Below are 21,424 nucleotides of genomic sequence, written 5' to 3'. Positions count from 1 at the left end.
CCGAAATGAGAATCGTTATGATTATCACAACTGGTCGCGAGACCGGTTGGGTAACCTGAATGCTCCCTGGTTCGGACGCTCAGATTATCTCCTCATCAGGCTAATCACGGTTATTGACCCGGCTTTTTGCCGGGTCTTTTTTTGCCTGCGATTCAGTGGTCCTTGCGCAGTTGGGCGCAGTAGTCCTGTTCCGGTGTCGCCGGTGTGTACCAGACGAAGTCAGCCATGGCCGGCTCGACCGTTTCCCCCACTTCCGCCAGCAACAGCACCCTGTCTTCAGGCTTGGCGTCGAGGTCGGCCAGGTGCAGCGGCACGCCGAGATCCTTGCGCGCATGGTAGCTGCCGGTAAGCAGCAATGCCGGTTGCGGCGCGGCCAGCAGCCGCTCGGCGATACGTCGGTCGCGCTGCTGCTGCACCGCCAGCATCGCTGGCAGCTGGCTTTCCGGCAGCAGGTTGCAATGCCCGGCACGCACCTGCGCCAGCAGCGCCTGCACCACTACCGGCGCATTGGAGCGCTCGCCAGGTGGTTTCGCTGGCTGGCGATAGGCCTGGCGGACCTCATCGGGCGACAGGTTCGCCGCCAGTAGCGGGTATGGCTGGCCCAGGGCCTCGCGCACGATCGGCCCGTACAGCGCCCAATCCCAGCCGGGCTGCCAGGCGAGCGCCTTCGGTAGGTCGGCTGCAGGCGTTACCTTGCCCTTCTGCGCATCGACCAGCGCCTGCTGTTGCGGCTCAAGCATTTCCAACAGCAGGCTGCCCTGCGCGCGGCGGCTCTCCAGGGCGCGCAGCAACCAGAGCTGCAGGCGGTGGTGGTCGGGGTTGTCGTGCTTTTCACCCACCAGCACGCGTGGCGCATCGGCCAGGCGCTGGACCAACTGCCCAGGGCTCAATGCCTGGCCGGTGGACAACTCGATGATCTGCCCCAACTGGACGTTGTCGCGGCCTTCGGCCCCCTGCCAGGCAGGCACGGGTGGCAGGCTCGCCTGGCAACCGCCGAGCGCCAGCGCCAGGCAGATGGACAAGCCGGACAGCAAGGGATGGCGCATGGCGAATGGCTCCTAGCGAGTGATGATCAACGGATGGCCGCGCTCCGGGTGAGGTTGCACCAGGACGTCAATGCCGAAAACCGCCCGCAGCGCCGTCGGTGTCAGCACTTGTTGCGGTGTGCCCAGTGCATGGCTGCGGCCCTGCTCCAACAAGAGAATATGGTCACAGTAGCGCGCCGCCAGGTTCAGGTCATGCAGGATCACCAGCACCGACGCGCCACGGTCGGCGAAACTGCGTACCGCCTGCAGCGTGGTGTGCTGATGCAGCGGGTCCAGCGCAGAAGTGGGTTCATCCAGCAACAGCGTGGTGCCGGGCTCGCCCGGCCACAGCTGGGCCAGCACCCGCGCCAGGTGCACGCGCTGGCGTTCCCCACCGGACAGCGCCAGGTAGCTGCGCTCGACCAGGTGCTGGGCATCCGCCGCCTCCAGCGCCGCCTCGGTGATTTCCCGGTCGCGCTGACGGCCGCTGGCATGGGGCAGGCGGCCGAGGCCGACCACTTCCGCGACACTGAAGGCAAAGCCAAGGCTGGACACTTGTGGCAATACCGCCAGGCGTTGCGCCCGCGCCTGGCCCGACCAGGCGTCCAGTCCGCGCCCATCGAGCTGCACGCGCCCGGCGCTGGGCGCCAGTTCGCCACACAGGGCGCCGAGCAGGCTACTCTTGCCGGCGCCATTGGGCCCGAGCACACCCAGCACCTGCCCTGGCCGCAACGTGAGGTTGATGTCGTGCAGCACCTGGCTGCCACCGCGCTTGAGGGACAGCCCTTGGACGTCGAGCATCAGTTGCGCACCTTCACCAGCAGGAACAGGAAGAATGGCGCCCCGATAAAGGCGGTGACGATGCCGATCGGCAACTCCGCCGGGGCCAGGGCCAGGCGCGCGACCAGGTCGGCGAACAGTAGCAAGGTACCGCCCGCCAGCAGCGAGGCCGGCAGCAGCACCCGATGATCCGGCCCCGCCACCAGCCGCACCAGGTGCGGCACCACCAGGCCGATGAAGCCGATCAGGCCGGCGGCGGCGACCGCAGCCCCCACGCCGAGCGCGGTGCAGAACACCAGCTCGCGCTTGAGCTTTTCGACCTCGATGCCCAGGTGCCGGGCCTCCGACTCCCCCAACAGCAACGCGTTGAGCGCCTGTGCCCGGCGCGGCAGCCACAAGGCCACGGCCGCCGCCACCAGTAGCAACGGCCACAGCCGCTCGTAGCTGGCGCCGTTCAGGCTGCCCAGGTTCCAGAAGGTCAGGGTGCGCAGGGTGGCATCGTCGGCCAGGTAAGTGAACAGGCCCACCGCCGAGCCGCCCAGCGCGGTCATCGCGATACCGGCCAGAAGCATGGTCGCCACGTTGGTCTGGCCGTCGCGCCGCCCCAGGCGATAGACCATCGCGGTCACGCCCAGGCCACCGACGAAGGCACACAACGACAATAGATAAGGCGCGAACCAGTCAGGAATGCCGCCCAGCCAACTGCCGCCGACGATCGCCACCGCGGCCCCCAGGGCGGCGCCGCTGGCGACACCGACCAGCCCCGGATCGGCCAGTGGGTTGCGGAACAACCCCTGCATCGCCACGCCGGACAACGCCAGCACGGCGCCGACCGCCAGACCCAGCAGGGTTCGCGGCAGGCGGATCTGGCCGAGGATCATCTCGGCCTGTTCCAGGCCCTCGCCACTGACCGGCAACCCGACCAGGCGCAGGCCGGCGCGCAGGGTATCGAACAACGGCAGGCTGACCGGCCCCAGCGCCAACGACAGCCACACCGCCAGCAGGCACAACAAGGCCAGGGTAATGAACAACGTACGTGGACGAACCCGCGGCATCATGGATTGAGGCTGGCCTTGGCGGCGGGATAGAAGCTGGCTGCCAGCTCATGCAGGGTGGCCGGCAGGCGCGGGCCTAGGCCGCCGACCAGCAACGTCGGGTCGAGCGACAGCAGGCGCTTGTCGCGCACCGCGCGGGACGTCGCCAGGGCCGGGTTTTCCTTGATCAGTGCCTGCAAGGCCTGTTCACCGCTGAGGGCACGGTCAGAGAACACCACCACGTCCGGATTCAGCGCGGCGAGGGCTTCCACCGAGAAGTTCTTGTAGCCCTGGTGATCGGCAAGATTGCGCCCACCCGCCTGGCGCAGCACCCAGTCCCCGGCAGTGCCCTGCCCGGCGATCATCGGCTTGGCGCCGGCATGCCCGACCAGCAGCAACACCCCAGGCGCCTTCTGCCCGGCCTGGGCCTGCTCGACCTGTTTGTGCAACGCCTCCAGCTGCTGACGGTAATCGGCAGCCAACGTCTTGGCCTTGTGCTCGTCGCCGAGCAATGCCCCCAGGTGCTTGAGGTTCTCGTCAACCGCGCCCACTTCGGCCTTGCTGGAGAACAGCTCGACCCGCACCCCGGCCTTGCGGATCTGCGCCAGCACCGGCGGTGGCCCCATTTCCTCGGTGCCCACCAGCACGTCAGGACGCAGGCTGAGGATGCCTTCGGCCGACAACTGGCGCTGGTAACCGATGCTGGGCAGCGCCTTGAGCGACTCAGGATGCTGGCTGGTGGTGTCGACGCCGACCAGGCGCTGCTCACCACCCAGGGCGCTGATCCACTCGCTCAAGGCACCGCCGGCGCTTACCCAGCGCTGTGGCAGCTCGGCGGCCATGGTGTGGGTAGACAGGGCAAGAGCGGCGCACAGGGCAATCAAGGCAGCGGGACGGCGCATCATCGGATTCCTTTGCAGAGGGCGGGCAGCACACCTTGTGGCGGGCGGCACAAGTGCGCACCATAGACAGCCTGGCGCGACGAATGCGGGCAATTTGATAATTATTCGCATTGAAGCGTCAAGCCATCCCTTTGTCACACGGCTTAACCGGAAGACTCCGCTGCGATGCATTTTCTCTGCGCCTCCAACGACCTCGCCGAGGGCCACGGCCGCGCCTTCAGCGTAGCCGGCATAGCGCTGTTCGGCGTGCGCCGCCAGGGCACGGTCCACCTCTATCGCAACCGCTGCCCGCACCGGGGCATCCCGCTGAACTGGGCGGCGGACAGCTTTCTCGATGACAGCGCGAGCCTGATCCAGTGCGCCCATCACGGGGCCCAGTTCCTGATAGAAAGCGGCGAATGCATTACTGGCCCCTGCGCGGGCGAATGGCTGGATGCCCTGGACTGCCGGGAAGACAGCCAGGGCATCTGGCTTACGGATTGAGCAATACCGGCAGCGGCCGGTCGATGACCAGTTGTTGGGCATCCAGGCGCGTGCCGTAGGCCAGCACCTCCACCCCTTCCGCCACCGCGGCGCGCAGTGCCTGGGCGTAGGCGGCGTCGATCTCCTGGGCCGGGCGCACGGCCTCGATGCCGGTCAGGTTCACGCAATACAGCTGCACTGCACGGATGCCCTGGCGTGCCAGGGCGGCCAGCTCGCGCAGGTGTTTGGCCCCACGCTGGGTGACGGCGTCAGGGAACGCCGCCACGGCGGTATCGGGATAACCGAGGGTCACGCTCTTGACCTCGACATAGGCCTTGTCGCCATTGGCGAACTCCAGGTAGAAGTCGATACGGCTACGCTCCTCGCCATACGCCACTTCACGCTTGAGCGTGGTGAACCCGGCCAGTTCGCTGATCACCCCGGCCCGCAGCGCTTCTTCAACCACCGCATTGGCGCGCCCGGTGTTGACACAGGCCAGCCGCCCCTGGGGCGTTTCGCTGATCTCCCAGGTACCGGGCAGCTTACGCTTGGGATCGTTGGAGCGGCTGAACCAGACCTGCCCGCCCTCGCGCATGCAATTGAGCATGGAGCCGGTGTTGGGGCAGTGAATGGTCAGCTGCTCGCCGGTGGCCAGTTCGATGTCGGCCAGGAAGCGTTTATAGCGGCGCAGCAGTCGCGCCTGTTCCAGTTGCGGAAACAGCATCCGTCAGCCCTGCCAGCTTTTCAGGCCACGGGCGATGCGCTGCACCGCCTCCTCCAGACGTGGCAGGTTCTGGGTGTAGGCAAAGCGCACGTGGTGGCCGGCCTGGTAACGACCGAAGTCCAGCCCCGGGGTGAATGCCAGGTGCTCGGTTTCGAGGAAGTGCCTGCAGAACGCGAAGGCATCGCCGCCGAACGCGCTGATATCGGCGTACAGATAGAAGGCGCCTTGCGGCTCCACGGCGATACCGAAGCCCAACTCACGCAATGCCGGCAACAGGTAGTCGCGGCGGCGGGCGAACTCGGCGCGGCGCTCCTCGAGGATGGCCAGGGTTTGCGGCTCGAAGCAGGCCAGCGCGGCATGCTGGGCCATGCTCGGAGCACTGATGTAGAGGTTCTGCGCCAGCTTTTCCAGGTCCGCCACCGCCGACGGCGGCGCCACCAGCCAGCCCAGGCGCCAGCCGGTCATGCCGAAATATTTGGAAAAACTGTTCAGGACGAAGGCCTCATCGTCGACTTCCAGCACGCTCGGCGCCTCCATGCCGTAGGTGAGGCCGTGGTAGATCTCGTCCACCACCAGATGCCCATGGCGCTCGCGGGTAGCCTTGGAAAGGCTGGCCAGCTCGTTACGGTCGAGCACCGTGCCGGTCGGGTTGGCCGGCGACGCCACCAGGGCACCGACCGTGTCCTTGTCCCAGTGACGCTCGACCAGATCGGCGGTCAGCTGGTAATTGACCTCCGGCCCCACCGGCACCAGCTGCGCGCCGCCTTCGACCAGGCGCAGGAAGTGGCGGTTGCACGGGTACCCCGGATCGGCCAACAGCCAGTGCTTGCCCGGGTCGACCAGCAAGCTGCTGGCCAACAGCAAGGCGCCTGAGCCACCCGGGGTAACGAGAACCCGCTCGGGGTCGAGGTCCACACCGTAGCGCTGGCCATAGAACCCGGCAATCGCTTCGCGCAGTTGCGGCAGCCCGCGGGCGGCGGTGTAGCGGGTGTGACCATCGGCCAAAGCCTGCTGGCCTGCGGCGACGATGGGCGCGGCGGTGGTGAAGTCCGGCTCGCCGATCTCCAGGTGGATCACATCATGGCCGGCGGCCTGCAGCTCGTTGGCGCGCGCCAGCAGGGCCATCACGTGGAAGGGTTCGATGGCGCGACTGCGCGCACTGTGTGGCTGAGCCATGGGCCTTCTCTCAATTGGGTCTAAACTGGTGATTCTACCTGTGCGCCGCAGCGAACGTGCCGCCCGCCCTGCTGTCAATAGCAGGAATAGGGCGGGGTAGCGCACCCCGGATCTATCTGGTAAGTTCGGCGGCTCGCAGTCGCAGGGCCGGCGGGTGCCGGCGATGGAAGCAAGCCTGCGCATTGGATCAGATGAGTGAGAGGCGGTCTATTCATGTCCACCGTAGAAAAGCAAAAAACCAGTCAGTCCATGTACGGTGTAGAGCCCTATAAAGAAACCAAGGGCGAAGAGTACATGGGGGAGCCCATGCGCAAGCACTTCACCAAGCTTCTGGGAGCATGGAAGCTTGAGTTGATGACGAGCGTGGACCAGACCGTGACGCACATGAAGGACGAGGCAGCCAACTTCCCAGACCCGGCTGACCGTGCCAGCCAGGAAGAAGAATTCGCCCTGGAACTGCGCAACCGTGATCGTGAGCGCAAGCTGATCAAGAAGATCGACAAGACCCTGCAGAAGATTCAGGACGAAGAGTACGGCTGGTGCGACTCCTGCGGTATCGAGATCGGCCTGCGCCGCCTCGAAGCCCGCCCGACCGCCGACCTGTGCTTCGACTGCAAGGAAATTGCCGAGAAGAAGGAAAAGACTGTCGGTAAAGGCTGATTCCAGAACCTCGCAGACGGGGCGTACTGGTTGTGGAGGCGGGCTTGCCCGCTCCTGCAATCGGTACGCCCCGTCTTCATTTATATAGCTGTGCAATCCATGAATGACTCCCGCTACATCGGCCGCTTCGCCCCCACCCCCAGCGGCTTTCTGCACTTCGGCTCGCTGGTGGCCGCCCTCGCCTCCTGGCTCGACGCCCGCGCGGTCGATGGCCGCTGGTTGCTGCGCATGGAAGACACCGACCCGCCCCGGGAAATGCCTGGGGCACGCGATGCGATCCTGCAGACCCTGGAGCGCTACGGCCTGGAGTGGGACGGCGAAGTAGTGTTCCAGAGCCAGCGCCACGAGGCCTATGCCGCCGTGGTCGACCGTTTGTTCAGCATGGGCCTGGCCTATGCCTGCACCTGCTCGCGCAAGCAACTGGAAGGATACGATGGTATCTATCCAGGTTTTTGCCGTAACGCCGGGCATCCCCGGCAAGGCGCGGCCATTCGCCTGCGCGTGCCGGAACTGATCTACCGCTTCACGGATCGCGTCCAGGGTAGCTTCGAACAGCACCTGGGACGCGAGGTGGGCGACTTCGTCATCCAGCGCCGTGACGGGCTCTATGCCTACCAATTGGCGGTGGTACTGGACGATGCGTGGCAGGGCGTTACCGACATCGTGCGCGGCGCCGACCTGCTGGACAACACGCCCCGCCAGCTGTACCTGCAGGAGCTGCTGGGGTTCTCGCAGCCGCGTTACCTGCACATTCCGTTGATCGTGCAGCCCGACGGGCACAAGCTGGGCAAGTCGTATCGCTCGCCGCCGCTAGAGGCCGACCAGGCGACGCCGTTGCTGTTGCGAGCCCTGCGGGCATTGGGGCAGCAGACCGATCCGGCACTGGCGGGGGCCAGCCCGGCCGAGGTGCTGGCGGTGGCGCGCCAGCAGTGGCGGCCGGAGCACATTGCGCGGCAGATGACGGTGCCCGAGGCTGATTTGCGCTGAGGCAGTAGCGGCCCTATCGCGAGTGCGGGCTTGCCCCGCGATAGGGCCAGAACAAGCAAAACCAGGCTCAAAAGCCCAACAAATTCAAACCCTTGGCTAACAGCCCCGATTCCCGCTAGCATCGCCCCAGCCATTTGCGCCAATAATAAGTCCAAACCGCAGCGCCCAACCCATCGAGGCCAGCATGTACATCTATCGTTTGGTCCTGCTTCTGGTGGTGGGGATCTACCTGTTCTCCCCCGCCATCATGGACTGGTGGATCGAGCCGACCGGTGCCTGGTACCGTCCCTACCTGCTCTGGCTGATCCTCATCGTCGTCACCTTCATCCTGCAGAGCCAACGAGATGCCGATGAGCTTTAGCCTGACCCAGATGATCCTGATCAGCGCCGCCTACCTGCTGGTGCTGTTCAGCGTGGCCTGGATCAGCGAGCGCGGGCTGATCCCGCGGGCGATCATTCGCCACCCCCTGACCTACACCTTGTCGCTGGGCGTCTACGCCAGTGCCTGGGCCTTCTATGGCTCGGTCGGCCTGGCCTATCAATATGGCTACGGCTTCCTTGCCTGTTACCTGGGGGTGTCCGGGGCCTTCCTGCTGGCCCCGGTGCTGCTCTATCCGATCCTCAAGATCACCCGCACCTACCAGCTCTCCTCACTGGCCGACCTGCTGGCGTTTCGCTTCCGCAGCACCTGGGCCGGCGCGCTGACCACCATCTTCATGCTGATCGGCGTGCTGCCCTTGCTGGCCCTGCAGATCCAGGCCGTAGCCGATTCGATCAGCATCCTCACCGGCGAGCCGGTCAAGGCGCGGGTGGCGTTTGCCTTCTGCGTGCTGATCATCCTGTTCACCATCTTCTTCGGCTCACGCCATATCGCCACCCGCGAAAAGCACGAAGGCCTGGTGTTCGCCATCGCCTTCGAATCGGTGATCAAGCTGTTGGCGCTGGGCGGTATCGGCCTTTATGCGCTGTACGGCGTGTTCGGTGGCCCGCATGGGCTGGAGGTCTGGCTGCTGCAGAACCAGACCGCCCTCGCCGCCCTGCACACCCCGCTGCAGGAAGGCCCCTGGCGCACCCTGCTGCTGGTGTTCTTCGCCTCGGCGATCGTCATGCCGCACATGTACCACATGGCCTTCACCGAAAACCTCAGCCCGCGCTCGCTGGTCAGCGCCAGCTGGGGCCTGCCGCTGTTCCTGCTGCTGATGAGCCTGGCCGTGCCGCTGGTGCTGTGGGCCGGCCTGCGCCTGGGCGCCAGCACCAACCCCGAGTACTTCACCCTGGGCCTGGGCATCGCCGCCAACAACGAAGCGCTGGCGCTGCTGGCCTATGTCGGTGGCTTGTCGGCCGCCAGCGGGCTGATCATCGTCACCACCCTGGCGCTGTCGGGCATGGCCTTGAACCACCTGGTGCTGCCGCTGTACCAGCCGCCGGCCGAAGGCAATATCTACCGCTGGCTGAAGTGGACGCGCCGGGCGCTGATCGTCGCCATCATCACCGCCGGCTTCGTCTTCTACCTCACCCAGAACAACCACCAGAGCCTGGCCAACCTGGGCATCGTCGCCTTCGTCGCCACTTTGCAGTTCCTGCCCGGGGTGCTTTCGGTGCTGTACTGGCCGACCGCCAACCGACGAGGGTTCATCGCCGGCCTGCTGGCCGGCATGCTGGTGTGGATGGTGACCATGCTGCTGCCGCTGCTGGGCAACCTGCAGGGCTTCTACATCCCGTTGCTGGACATGATCTACGTGCTGGACGACACCAGCTGGCACATGGCGGCCATCGCCTCGCTTGCGGCCAACGTCCTGCTGTTCACCCTGATTTCGCTGTTCACCAATGCCAGCAGCGAAGAGGTCAGCGCCGCCGAGGCCTGCGCGGTGGACAACGTGCGTCGCCCGCAACGCCGCGAACTGCATGCCGCCTCGCCCCAGGAGTTCGCCACCCAGCTGGCCAAGCCGCTGGGCGCCAAGGCTGCGCAAAAAGAGGTGGAGCAGGCCCTGCGCGACCTCTACCTGCCCTTCGACGAGCGCCGCCCCTATGCCCTGCGGCGCCTGCGCGACCGCATCGAGGCCAACCTGTCCGGCCTGATGGGGCCGAGCGTGGCGCAGGACATGGTCGAGACCTTCCTGCCGTACAAGTCCGGCAACGAGAACTACGTCACCGAGGACATCCACTTTATCGAGAGCCGCCTCGAGGACTATCACTCGCGCCTGACCGGCCTTGCCGCCGAGCTCGACGCCCTGCGCCGTTATCACCGCCAGACCCTGCAGGAACTGCCCATGGGCGTGTGCTCGCTGGCCAAGGACCAGGAGATCCTGATGTGGAACAAGGCGATGGAGGAGCTCACCGGCATCGCCGCCAAGCATGTGGTCGGCTCACGCCTGGTGACCATCGCCGAACCCTGGCGCGGCCTGCTGCAAGGCTTCATCAACGTGCCCGACGAACATCTGCACAAGCAGCGCCTGGTCCTCGATGGCCAGCCGCGCTGGCTGAACCTGCACAAGGCGGCCATCGACGAGCCGCTGGCCCCGGGCAACAGCGGCCTGGTGCTGCTGGTCGAGGACCTCACCGAGACCCAGGCGCTGGAGGACAAGCTGGTGCATTCCGAGCGCCTGGCCAGCATCGGCCGCCTCGCCGCGGGCGTGGCCCACGAGATCGGCAACCCGATCACCGGCATCGCTTGCCTGGCGCAGAACCTGCGCGAAGAACGCGAGGGCGACGGCGAGATCATCGAACTGTCCAGCCAGATCCTCGAGCAGACCAAGCGCGTGTCGCGCATCGTCCAGTCGCTGATGAGCTTCGCCCACGCCGGCGGCAGCCAGCAGAACAGCGAGGAGCCAGTGTGCCTGGCCGAGGTGGCGCAGGATGCCATTGGTCTGCTGGCGTTGAACCGGCGCAATTTCGAAGTACAGTTCTTCAACCTCTGCGACCCGCAACACTGGGTCGAGGGCGACCCGCAACGCCTGGCCCAGGTGCTGATCAACCTGCTCTCCAACGCCCGCGACGCCTCGCCGCCCGGCAGCGCCGTGCGCGTGCGCAGTGAAATCAACGAGCACACCGTCGACCTGGTCGTCGAAGATGAAGGCAGCGGTATTCCGAAAAGCATCATGGACCGCCTGTTCGAACCCTTCTTCACCACCAAGGACCCGGGCGAAGGAACCGGACTGGGGCTCGCTCTGGTCTATTCCATCGTGGAAGAGCATTATGGGCAAATCACCATCGACAGCCCGGCCGACATCGAGCGCCAACGTGGTACCCGGATCCGCGTGACCCTGCCCCGGCATGTCGTAGCGACGTCCCCTGAAATTCGAGACCGTCGAGAGAATTGAATCAATGCCGCATATTCTGATCGTCGAAGACGAAACCATCATCCGCTCGGCCCTGCGTCGCCTGCTCGAGCGGAACCAGTACCAGGTCAGCGAAGCCGGCTCGGTGCAGGAAGCCCAGGAACGCTTCAGCATTGCCACCTTCGACCTGATCGTCAGTGACCTGCGCCTGCCGGGTGCCCCGGGTACCGAGCTGATCAAGCTCGGCCAGGGCACGCCGGTACTGATCATGACCAGCTACGCCAGCCTGCGCTCGGCAGTGGACTCGATGAAAATGGGCGCGGTGGACTATATCGCCAAGCCCTTCGACCACGACGAGATGCTCCAGGCCGTGGCGCGTATCCTGCGCGACCGGGTGAACGCCCCGGCCTCGGCGCCGGCCGGCGAGCCCCGGACCGCCAATGGCAAGGCCAGCACGGACAAGGCCAGCCCCGCCGCCGCCAACGGCGAGATCGGCATCATCGGCTCCTGCCCGCCGATGCAGGACATGTTCGTGAAGATTCGCAAGGTCGCGCCAACCGACTCCAATGTGCTGATCCAGGGCGAATCCGGCACCGGTAAAGAGCTGGTCGCCCGCGCCCTGCACAACCTCTCGCGCCGGGCAAAGGCACCGATGATCTCGGTGAACTGCGCGGCGATCCCGGAAACCCTCATCGAGTCGGAACTGTTCGGCCACGAGAAGGGTGCCTTCACCGGCGCCAGCGCGGGTCGGGCGGGGCTGGTCGAAGCCGCCGATGGTGGCACCTTGTTCCTCGACGAGATCGGCGAGCTGCCACTGGAAGCCCAGGCCCGCCTGCTGCGGGTGCTGCAGGAAGGCGAGATCCGCCGGGTGGGTTCGGTGCAATCACAGAAGGTCGACGTGCGCCTGATCGCGGCCACCCACCGCGACCTGAAGAACCTGGCCAAGGCCGGGCAGTTCCGTGAAGACCTGTACTACCGCCTGCATGTGATCGCCCTGAAATTGCCAGCCCTGCGCGAGCGCGGCAGCGACGTCAACGAGATCGCCAATGCCTTCCTTGCCCGCCAGAGCGCACGGATCGGCCGCGACGACCTGCATTTTTCCCACGATGCCGAGCAAGCCATCCGCCATTACAGCTGGCCGGGCAACGTGCGCGAGCTGGAAAACGCGGTGGAGCGCGCGGTAATCCTCAGCGAAAGCGCGGAAATTTCCGCCGACCTGCTGGGCATCGACATCGAGCTTAGCGACCTGGAAGACGACGACATGCTGGACAACCTGCCGGCGCTTGCCAGCAGCAACAGCGCCAGCCATGAGCCGACCGAGGACCTGTCGCTGGAGGATTACTTCCAGCACTTCGTGCTCGAGCACCAGGACCACATGACCGAAACCGAACTGGCCCGCAAGCTGGGCGTCAGCCGCAAATGCCTGTGGGAACGCCGCCAGCGCCTGGGCATCCCGCGGCGCAAGAGCAACGCCACCAGCGACAACTGATTCTGTGTAATCCGATCGCGGGGCAAGCCCGCTCCCACAGCGCGTGGGGGCAGGCTTGCCCCGCGGTCGTTTGGGGGTAACACATCAGTTACCGCAAAAATCTGTTACCTACCCTGCCGGGCGTAACATCCCCCGAGGCGTAAGGTAACGAAATTTCTACATTTGCCCCGCGGCAAAACCTGCCTGAAACGCTGAACCCCCCGATTTCATTGGGTTTTCAAAAGTTGGCACGGCACCTGCTATATGTCTGGTACAAGAACAATAACAAGCACTGCAACTCAGAATAAGAACAAGACGAAACGGCTCACGCACAATAAAAACAAGACGGCGGAGGCGCAGCTAACTGATTCTTTTGGAGAGGCGTTGTGTTTGGGGCTTGCCCCACGATCAGGCAGAGAACAACAAAAACTGCACTCAAAAGCAGCACCTGAACTGATTGGATCGACAGATCAGCATCAACTCGGCGACCAAAGCAATCCGTTTGCTCTTCACCCCCGGTTTGGGGGTCGTCCACAAGCTTCGAGATTTGTGGACAGGGCATTCAACAAAAACAAGAAGCCCGGCAGAAGAACAATAAGAGCACGCAACGACTTGATGGGGAGCTTCGGCTCCCCATGTCGTTTCTCACTTCTGCATCCTGCTTGGCACACCGCCTACACCATTCCCCAGTAAATGCTAGAATCCCCGCCCATCATGCGGCCATTCTCCTATCCTTGGCCGATCATTCCTTCAAACAGTGCATCCCATGCTGAAGAAGCTGTTCCAGTCGTTCCGCCCGCCCGTTCGTGGCCAGCACCACAGGCGCACCACGCCTGAAGTGATCAACAAGAGCCAGCACTCGCTGCAGCGCAGCCAGTTCAGCCGCCATGCCGTGGGCATTGTCGAGCGCCTGCAGGCGGCCGGTTACCAGGCCTATCTGGTCGGTGGCTGCGTGCGCGACCTGCTGCTGGGCATCACGCCCAAGGACTTCGACGTGGCCACCAGCGCCACCCCCGAGCAGATCCGCGCGGAGTTCCGCAACGCCCGTATCATCGGCCGGCGCTTCAAGCTGGTCCACGTGCATTTCGGCCGTGACATCATCGAGGTCGCCACCTTCCGCGCGCCCCACTCCGATGACGACCAGTCCGATAGCCACCGTTCGTCGCACAATGCCAGCGGTCGCATCCTGCGCGACAACGTGTACGGCACTTTGGAAGAAGACGCGCAACGCCGCGACTTCACCATCAACGCCCTGTACTACGACCCGGTCAGCGAGCGCATCCTCGACTACGCCAACGGTGTCCACGACATCCGTAACCGGCTGCTGCGCCTGATCGGCGATCCGACCCACCGTTACCAGGAAGATCCGGTACGCATGCTGCGCGCCGTGCGCTTCGCCGCCAAGCTGGACTTCGGCATCGAGAAGCACACCGTGCAGCCGATCCGCGAGCTGGCGCCGATGCTGCGCGACATCCCACCCGCGCGCCTGTTCGAGGAAAGCCTCAAGCTGTTCCTCAACGGCCAGGGGGCGATCACCTTCGAGATGCTGGTCGACCTGCAACTGTTCGAGCCATTGTTCCCGGCCAGCAGCCATGCCTTGGAAGAACGTCCGAGCTACACCCACAGCTTGATCAGCCAGGCATTGGCCAACACCGACCTGCGCGTCAAGCAGGGCAAGCCGGTGACACCCGCCTTCCTGTTCGCCGCGCTGCTCTGGCCAGCCCTGCCAAGCCGCGTACTGTACCTGCAGAGCCAAGGCGTGCCGCCGATCCCGGCCATGAACGGCGCGGCCCACGACCTGATCGCCGAACAGTGCGCACGCATCGCCATTCCCAAGCGCTTCACCCTGCCGATCCGCGAGATCTGGGACATGCAGGAGCGCCTGCCAAGGCGCAGCGGCAAGCGCGCCGACATGCTGCTCGACAACCCGCGGTTCCGCGCTGGCTACGACTTCCTGCTGCTGCGTGAAAGCGCCGGCGAGGAAACCGACGGGTTGGGCCAATGGTGGACCGACTACCAGGACGCCAACGACAGCCAGCGCCGCGACATGATCCGCGAACTGGGCAACCGTGACGACGCTGCTGGCGCCGGTGCCGGCCCACGCAAGCGCAAGCGCAGTGGCGGCAAGCGCAAGCGTGACGACGAGCAGGCGTGGGACTGAGCATGACCACCCGTGCGTACATCGGCCTGGGCAGCAACCTGGATGAGCCCGCCGAGCAGCTGCGCAGCGCCCTGCAGGCGCTGGACCTGATCGCCGAGACGCGCCTGACGGCGGCCTCGGCGCTCTACACCAGCGATTCGCTGCTGCCGGGCCAGCCACGCTACACCAACGCCGTGGCGGCCATCGACACGGCACTGACACCGCTGGACCTGCTGGACGCCCTGCAGGCCATCGAAAACGGCCAGGGCCGCGTACGCAAGGAGCGCTGGGGCCCACGCACCCTCGACCTGGACATGCTGCTGTTCGGCGACCAGGTCATCGATGCCCCGCGCCTGAAAGTGCCGCACTACCACATGCACGCCCGCCCCTTCGTGCTGTACCCGCTCGCCGAGCTGGTGCCCGCCAGCTTCCGCCTTGCCGACGGCCGCCCCCTCGCGCAACTGCTCGAGGACTGCCCGTTCGTCGGCCTGGAACGCCTGTAAATCGGGCGTTTCAGACGGCGGTAACGCCAGTAACACCCACGCCGTAACAATGCGGTAACACGGCTGGTTGACTTCCCCCACCTCGCTCACGACTATAGGCGTCCCGCGGCGCTACTGTGCCGCAATCACCCATTTAGGCTCGGACGGATCTGTGCCCGAACATCACGACCGATGATGTGCCGCTCCGGAAGATGAATACACGCGTTGTACGCAGTTGTTGTTCACAGCGCCTGAACGAGGACTCCCCTACATGCCTGAAGTAACCCTGACCACCCTGCACGGCCTGAAGGCCAAGGGTGAAAAAATCACCATGCTGACCTGCTACGACGCGACCTTCGCCAAGGCAGCCAGCCAGGCCGGCGTGGAAGTGCTGCTGGTGGGCGACTCCCTGGGCATGGTCCTGCAGGGCCATGACAGCACCCTGCCCGTCACCAACCGTGACATGGCCTACCACACCGCCTGCGTTAAACGCGGCAACGATGGGGCGTTGATTCTCGCCGACCTGCCGTTCATGGCCCACGCCACACCCGAGCAGGCTTTCGCCAACGCCGCCGAACTGATGCGCGCTGGCGCCCACATGCTCAAGATCGAAGGCGCCGCCTGGCTGGGCGAGACCATCCGCCTGCTGGCCGAACGCGGCGTGCCGGTTTGCGCGCACATGGGCCTGACCCCGCAGACGGTCAACGTGCTGGGCGGCTACAAGGTCCAGGGGCGCCAGGAAGCCCAGGCACGGCAGATGCGCGCCGACGCCATCGCCCTGGAACAGTCCGGCGCGGCCATGCTGTTGCTCGAGTGCGTACCCAGCGAGCTGGCCGCGGAAATCTCCCAGGCCGTGAGCATTCCGGTGATCGGCATCGGTGCCGGCAATGCCACTGATGGCCAGGTGCTGGTGCTGCACGACATGCTCGGGCTGTCGCTGAGCGGCCGCGTGCCGAAGTTCGTGAAGAACTTCATGGCTGGCCAGCCGGACATCCAGAGTGCCCTGGCCGCCTATGTCCGCGCGGTCAAGGAAGTCAGCTTCCCCGGCAGCGAACATGGGTTCAGCGCATGAATACCGTCAAGACCGTCCGTGAGCTGCGCGCCGCCGTGGCCCGCGCCCGTGGCGAGGGCAAGCGCATCGCCTTCGTGCCGACCATGGGCAACCTGCACAGCGGCCACGCCGCCCTGGTGACCAAGGCCGCCCAGCGCGCCGACTTCGTGGTCGCCAGCATCTTCGTCAACCCGTTGCAGTTCGGCGCCGGCGAAGACCTGGACAAGTACCCGCGCACCCTCGCCGCCGATCAGGAGAAACTGCTCCAGGCCGGCTGCCACCTGCTGTTCGCCCCTACCGTCGAGGAGATGTACCCCGACGGCATGACCGTGCAGACCCGCGTCAGCGTGCCGCAACTGTCCGAAGGGCTGTGCGGCGCCAGCCGTCCTGGCCACTTCGAAGGCGTGGCGACCGTGGTCAGCAAGCTGTTCAACATGGTCCAGCCGGACCTGGCCGTGTTCGGCGAGAAGGATTTCCAGCAACTGGCGGTGATCCGTGCCATGGTCCGCGACTTGAACATGCCGATCCAGATCATCGGCGAGCCGACCGTACGCGCCGAGGATGGCCTGGCGCTGTCGTCGCGCAATGGCTACCTGACGCCGGAACAGCGTGCCGCCGCGCCGGCGCTATACCGAGTGCTGAGCAGCATGGCCGAGGCCCTGCGCCGTGGCCAGCGCGACTACGCGGCGCTGATCGCCGAGGGCCAGGCGCAACTCGAAGCCGCTGGATTGCGTAAGGATTACCTGGAGGTACGCCACGCCGTCACCCTGCGCCCGGCGCAGGTCGATGACCGTGACCTGGTGGTGATCGCCGCAGCTTACCTGGGCAACACCCGGCTGATCGACAATCTCTATCTGCACCTCGAAGAGCAGACCGCCTGAGCTCGACGCGTGGGAGCGGCTCAACGTCGCCCCACGCGTGCCCTGGGTATCAGGTCAGTGACAATTTTTAATCCGCGCCGCCCGCCTCCCCCCATTCCCGCCTTGGCGCCAATGCCTATAATGTCCAGCTTGCAACCGGCAATGACTGCCGCTGTCCAAGCCTGACCATGCAACAAGGAAACCACCCGCAATGGCGTATTACCGTACCCCCCACGATGTGACGGCGCTGCCCGCCTGGCAGGCGCTCCAGCAACACCGCGACGCCATGCAGGGCTTCAGCATGCGCGAAGCCTTCGCCGCCGACGGCAAGCGCTTCGACCAGTTCTCCTTGAGCAGCTGCGGCCTGTTTCTCGACTACTCGAAGAACCTGATCACCGAGCAGACCCGAGACCTGCTGGTCAACCTGGCCAAGGAAGTCGACCTGGAAGCAGCCATCAAGTCGATGTTCAGCGGCGAGATCATCAACGCCTCCGAAGGCCGCCCGGTGCTGCACACCGCCCTGCGCCGCCCGGTCGGCGACAAGCTCAGCGTGAACGGCGTCAACGTGATGCCTGAAGTGCACAAGGTGCTCAACCAGATCACCGAACTGGTCGGGCGCATCCACGACGGCCTGTGGCGCGGCTACAGCGAGAAGCCGATCACCGACGTGGTCAACATCGGCATCGGCGGCTCGTTCCTGGGCCCCGAGCTGGTCTCCGAGGCTCTGCTGCCCTACGCCCAGCGCGGCGTGCGCTGCCACTACCTGGCAAACATCGACGGTAGCGAGTTCCATGAACTGTCGGCCAACCTGCGCGCCGAGACCACCCTGTTCATCGTGTCGTCGAAGTCGTTCAACACCCTCGAAACCCTGAAGAACGCCATGGCCGCGCGTACCTGGTACCTGGCCCAGGGCGGATCGGAAGCCGAGCTGTACCGCCACTTCATCGCCGTGTCGAGCAACAAGGCCGCGGCCGTGGCCTTCGGCATCCGCGAAGAGAACATCTTCCCGATGTGGGACTGGGTCGGCGGGCGTTACTCGCTGTGGTCGGCCATCGGCCTGCCGATCGCCCTGGCCATCGGCACCGCCAACTTCAAGGAGCTGCTGTCCGGCGCCTACACCATGGACCAGCACTTCCAGACCGCGCCGTTCGAGAAGAACATGCCGGTGCTGCTGGCCTTGCTGGGCGTGTGGTACGGCAACTTCTGGGGCGCCCGCAGCCACGCGATCCTGCCGTACGACCACTACCTGCGCAACATCACCAAGCACCTGCAGCAGCTGGACATGGAGTCCAACGGCAAGAGCGTGCTGACCGATGGCACGCCGGTACAGACCGAAACCGGCCCGGTGATCTGGGGCGGCGTCGGCTGCAACGGCCAACATGCCTACCACCAGTTGCTGCACCAGGGCACCCAGCTGATCCCGGCCGACTTCATCGTGCCTGTAGTGAGCTTCAACCCGGTGGCCGACCATCACCAGTGGCTGTACGCCAACTGCCTGTCGCAGAGCCAGGCACTGATGCTCGGCAAGACCCGCGAGGAAGCCGAGGCCGAACTGCGCGCCAAGGGCCTGAACCAGGACGACATCGCCAAGCTGGCGCCGCACAAGGTGATCCCGGGCAACCGCCCGAGCAACACCCTGGTGGTCGAGCGCATCAGCCCTCGCCGCCTTGGCGCGCTGGTGGCAATGTACGAACACAAGGTGTTCGTGCAAAGCGTGGTCTGGGGCATCAACGCCTTCGACCAGTGGGGCGTGGAGCTGGGCAAGGAACTGGGCAAGGGTGTGTACCAGCGCCTGGTCGGCGCCCAGGAAGACAGCGCCGAGGATGGCTCGACCCAAGGCCTGATCAACTACTTCCGCGGCCGTCACCGCGGCTGATCGACCTGTAGCCGTCAATTGCGGGGTAAATCGCATCGGTGCGCCGATGCGGCTTGCCCCGCGATGCTTTCCGCCCGGGAACACCCCCACCTTCTAAACTGTCCATCGAATAGCCGTTGCAGTCCCTCGCCCCTAACAAGAGCAGGACCACCCGCCATGTTCGATATCCGCGACTATCCCGAGGCATTGGCCGTCAGCCAGGCCGCTACACCCTCCGACGCCGACTACCGCCGCCTCTATCGCCAGTCGGTGGACGACCCCGACACCTTCTGGACCGAGCAGGCCAAGCGCCTGGACTGGATCAAGCCCTGGTCGAGCGTGCAGCAATGCGACCTGAAGACCGGCACGGCGCGCTGGTTCGACGGCGCCCAGCTGAATGTCAGCCATAACTGCATCGATCGCCACCTGGCCACCCGCGGCGAACAGACCGCCCTGCTCTGGGAGGGCGACGATCCCAAGGACAGCAAGGCCATCAGCTACCGCGAGCTGCACCGCCAGGTGTGCCGGCTGGCCAATGCCCTGAAAGCCCGGGGTGTGAACAAAGGCGACCGGGTGTGCATCTACATGCCGATGATCCCCGAGGCCGCCTACGCGATGCTCGCCTGCACCCGCATCGGCGCCATTCACTCGGTGGTGTTTGGCGGTTTCTCCCCCGATGCCCTGCGCGACCGCATCCTCGACGCCGATTGCCGTACCGTGATCACTGCCGACGAAGGGGTGCGCGGCGGCAAGCGCATACCGCTCAAGCAGAATGTCGACAAGGCGCTGGCCAGCTGCCCGGCCGTCAGCAGCGTGCTCGTGGTCAAGCGCACCGGCGGTGACGTCGGCTGGAGCGAAGGCCGTGACCTCTGGTACCACGAGGCAACGGCAAAGGCCGACGACGACTGTCCGCCCGAACCGATGAGCGCCGAGGACCCGCTGTTCATCCTCTACACCTCCGGCAGCACCGGCAAACCCAAGGGCGTGCTGCACAGCACCGCCGGCTACTTGCTGCAGGCCACGATGACCTTCAAGCTGGTATTCGATTACCGCGACGGCGAAGTGTTCTGGTGCACCGCCGACGTCGGCTGGGTCACCGGCCACAGCTATATCGTCTATGGCCCGCTGGCCAACGGCGCGATCTCGCTGATGTTCGAAGGCGTGCCCAACTACCCCGACACCTCGCGTTTCTGGCGAGTGGTGGACAAGCATCAGGTGAACATCTTCTACACCGCGCCCACCGCGTTGCGGGCCCTGATGCGTGAAGGCTCCGGCCCGCTGCAGGGCACATCGCGCCAGAGCCTGCGCCTGCTCGGCAGCGTCGGCGAGCCGATAAACCCGGAGGCCTGGGAATGGTACTTCGAGGCGGTCGGGCAGAAACGCTGCCCCATCGTCGACACCTGGTGGCAGACCGAGACCGGCGGCATCATGCTCACGCCCCTTCCCGGCACACAAAGGCTCAAGCCCGGTTGCGCCACCCAACCGATGTTCGGCGTGCAGCCGGTGCTGCTGGATGAAAAAGGCAAGCTCATCGAGGGGCCAGGCGCCGGCCTGCTGGCGATCAAGGCCAGCTGGCCCGGGCAGATCCGCAGCGTCTACGGCGATCACCAGCGCATGGTCGACACCTACTTCAAGCCCATGCCCGGCTATTACTTCACCGGCGACGGCGCCCGCCGCGACGCCGATGGCGACTACTGGATCACCGGGCGCATCGACGATGTGATCAATGTCTCCGGCCACCGTATCGGTACCGCCGAGGTAGAGAGCGCGCTGGTGCTGCACGACAGCGTCGCCGAAGCCGCGGTGGTCGGTTATCCCCATGACCTCAAGGGCCAGGGCGTCTATGCCTTCGTCACCCCCATGAACGGCATAGAACCGGATGATGCGCTCAAGGCCGAACTGCTGGCCCTGGTCAGCAAGGAAATCGGCAGCTTCGCCAAGCCCGAGCTGATCCAGTGGGCGCCCGCCCTGCCCAAGACCCGTTCGGGCAAGATCATGCGGCGCATCCTGCGCAAGATCGCCTGCAACGAACTGGACAACCTGGGGGATACATCCACCCTCGCCGACCCCAGCGTGGTCCAGGGGCTGATAGACAAACGTCTCAACCAGTAGAACCCTCGGGGCGGCCACCGCCGCCCCGATCATCGTTTACCGCATTGACATATCGGTAAATCCCGATATTATCGCGCCATGGAACTGCTCGACATATTCAAGGCACTCTCGAACCGTACCCGTCTCGAGATCCTCAAAGGCCTGAAAGACCCGGTGAAACACTTTCCTCCCCAGGACGAAGGTGACGTTCATACGGTGGGCGTCTGTGTGAGCAGCATCCAGGAAGGCGTGGGGCTATCGCAGTCGACGGTATCCGACTACCTGGCCACCCTGCAGCGCGCAGGCCTGGTCGAAGTCCGGCGCATTGGCCAGTGGACCTATTACAAGCGTAACGAAGCCGCCATCAGCGCGCTCGCCGAGCTGATCGGGAGTGAGTTGTAGGGTTTTACTTTTACCTCTATATATCGACTTTTCCCGATATCCCGTTT

At 65.2% G+C, this 21,424-nt stretch carries 19 protein-coding genes; 13 read left to right on the top strand and 6 right to left on the bottom strand.

All coding sequences use genetic code 11. The features are described 5' to 3' along the window. Positions 1–152: 152 nt before the first annotated feature. From LOY42_RS03525 to LOY42_RS03510, 4 genes are read right to left on the bottom strand one after another with little or no spacing between them, the layout of a single operon-like run. Positions 153–1,046, bottom strand: a complete 894-nt coding sequence (locus tag LOY42_RS03525) for a ChaN family lipoprotein (protein ID WP_258599796.1) — start codon at positions 1,044–1,046, stop codon at positions 153–155. A 12-nt stretch (positions 1,047–1,058) separates the two neighbouring features. After that, on the bottom strand, positions 1,059–1,826 hold the full coding sequence (locus LOY42_RS03520) for a heme ABC transporter ATP-binding protein (protein WP_139673670.1): 768 nt from the start codon (positions 1,824–1,826) through the stop codon (positions 1,059–1,061). Next, positions 1,826–2,809, bottom strand: a complete 984-nt coding sequence (locus LOY42_RS03515; protein ID WP_172670917.1) for an iron ABC transporter permease — start codon at positions 2,807–2,809, stop codon at positions 1,826–1,828. Before LOY42_RS03515 ends, LOY42_RS03520 begins: the two co-directional genes overlap by 1 nt. 50 nt (positions 2,810–2,859) lie before the next feature. Continuing rightward, the gene (locus LOY42_RS03510) at positions 2,860–3,744 is read right to left on the bottom strand and encodes a hemin ABC transporter substrate-binding protein (protein WP_139673673.1); all 885 of its coding nucleotides are present in this window, start codon (positions 3,742–3,744) and stop codon (positions 2,860–2,862) included. A 162-nt stretch (positions 3,745–3,906) separates the two neighbouring features. Between LOY42_RS03510 and LOY42_RS03505 the strand changes: the two genes are divergently transcribed. Beyond that, a complete protein-coding gene (locus LOY42_RS03505) occupies positions 3,907–4,224 on the top strand; it encodes a Rieske 2Fe-2S domain-containing protein (protein WP_139673676.1) in 318 nt (105 codons plus the stop codon). Here LOY42_RS03505 and sfsA read toward each other — a convergent pair. After that, positions 4,214–4,927 (bottom strand): DNA/RNA nuclease SfsA, encoded by a 714-nt coding sequence (gene sfsA / locus LOY42_RS03500; RefSeq protein WP_139673678.1) that lies wholly within the window; start codon positions 4,925–4,927, stop codon positions 4,214–4,216. The genes LOY42_RS03505 and sfsA overlap by 11 nt on opposite strands. Before the next feature lie 3 nt (positions 4,928–4,930). Beyond that, positions 4,931–6,103 (bottom strand): pyridoxal phosphate-dependent aminotransferase, encoded by a 1,173-nt coding sequence (locus LOY42_RS03495; protein WP_139673681.1) that lies wholly within the window; start codon positions 6,101–6,103, stop codon positions 4,931–4,933. A gap of 213 nt (positions 6,104–6,316) precedes the next feature. Here LOY42_RS03495 and dksA point away from each other — a divergent pair, with 213 nt between their 5' ends. The 12 genes from dksA (at position 6,317) to LOY42_RS03435 (ending at position 21,377) form a co-directional block, all read left to right on the top strand. Beyond that, the gene (gene dksA, locus LOY42_RS03490; RefSeq protein WP_046854085.1) at positions 6,317–6,763 is read left to right on the top strand and encodes an RNA polymerase-binding protein DksA; all 447 of its coding nucleotides are present in this window, start codon (positions 6,317–6,319) and stop codon (positions 6,761–6,763) included. A gap of 99 nt (positions 6,764–6,862) precedes the next feature. Beyond that, entirely contained in the window at positions 6,863–7,750 is an 888-nt protein-coding gene (gluQRS, locus tag LOY42_RS03485; RefSeq protein ID WP_198754609.1) for a tRNA glutamyl-Q(34) synthetase GluQRS, read from the top strand. Positions 7,751–7,934: 184 nt separating this feature from the next. Beyond that, entirely contained in the window at positions 7,935–8,111 is a 177-nt protein-coding gene (locus tag LOY42_RS03480) for a hypothetical protein (RefSeq protein ID WP_003250005.1), read from the top strand. Next, positions 8,095–11,070, top strand: a complete 2,976-nt coding sequence (locus LOY42_RS03475) for a sensor histidine kinase (RefSeq protein WP_172670868.1) — start codon at positions 8,095–8,097, stop codon at positions 11,068–11,070. The genes LOY42_RS03480 and LOY42_RS03475 overlap by 17 nt, the downstream gene beginning before the upstream one ends. A gap of 4 nt (positions 11,071–11,074) precedes the next feature. Then, positions 11,075–12,517 (top strand): sigma-54 dependent transcriptional regulator, encoded by a 1,443-nt coding sequence (locus LOY42_RS03470; protein WP_139673688.1) that lies wholly within the window; start codon positions 11,075–11,077, stop codon positions 12,515–12,517. Positions 12,518–13,262: 745 nt separating this feature from the next. Continuing rightward, positions 13,263–14,657 (top strand): polynucleotide adenylyltransferase PcnB, encoded by a 1,395-nt coding sequence (locus LOY42_RS03465; protein WP_046854081.1) that lies wholly within the window; start codon positions 13,263–13,265, stop codon positions 14,655–14,657. Positions 14,658–14,659: 2 nt separating this feature from the next. Then, positions 14,660–15,139 carry a 2-amino-4-hydroxy-6-hydroxymethyldihydropteridine diphosphokinase gene (folK, locus tag LOY42_RS03460; protein WP_111533410.1) on the top strand — a complete coding sequence of 160 codons (480 nt, stop codon included), beginning with the start codon at positions 14,660–14,662 and terminating at the stop codon, positions 15,137–15,139. A gap of 250 nt (positions 15,140–15,389) precedes the next feature. Next, positions 15,390–16,190, top strand: coding sequence for a 3-methyl-2-oxobutanoate hydroxymethyltransferase (gene panB / locus LOY42_RS03455; RefSeq protein ID WP_139673697.1), 801 nt, complete (start codon positions 15,390–15,392; stop codon positions 16,188–16,190). Next, positions 16,187–17,050: a pantoate--beta-alanine ligase gene (gene panC, locus LOY42_RS03450; RefSeq protein ID WP_111533408.1), complete on the top strand. Its 864-nt coding sequence runs from the start codon at positions 16,187–16,189 to the stop codon at positions 17,048–17,050. The genes panB and panC overlap by 4 nt, the downstream gene beginning before the upstream one ends. Positions 17,051–17,240: 190 nt before the next feature. Next, complete coding sequence (gene pgi, locus LOY42_RS03445; protein WP_038706862.1) at positions 17,241–18,905, top strand: glucose-6-phosphate isomerase; 1,665 nt, start codon at positions 17,241–17,243, stop codon at positions 18,903–18,905. A 156-nt stretch (positions 18,906–19,061) separates the two neighbouring features. Further along, complete coding sequence (gene acs, locus LOY42_RS03440) at positions 19,062–20,996, top strand: acetate--CoA ligase (RefSeq protein ID WP_139673700.1); 1,935 nt, start codon at positions 19,062–19,064, stop codon at positions 20,994–20,996. A 78-nt stretch (positions 20,997–21,074) separates the two neighbouring features. Beyond that, positions 21,075–21,377, top strand: a complete 303-nt coding sequence (locus LOY42_RS03435; protein WP_023631021.1) for a helix-turn-helix transcriptional regulator — start codon at positions 21,075–21,077, stop codon at positions 21,375–21,377. The last annotated feature ends 47 nt before the right edge of the window (positions 21,378–21,424 follow it).

The organism is Pseudomonas sp. B21-023 (assembly GCF_024749165.1).
In the GTDB taxonomy this organism is placed as follows: domain Bacteria; phylum Pseudomonadota; class Gammaproteobacteria; order Pseudomonadales; family Pseudomonadaceae; genus Aquipseudomonas.
This window is presented reverse-complemented; position numbering and strand designations above follow the sequence as displayed.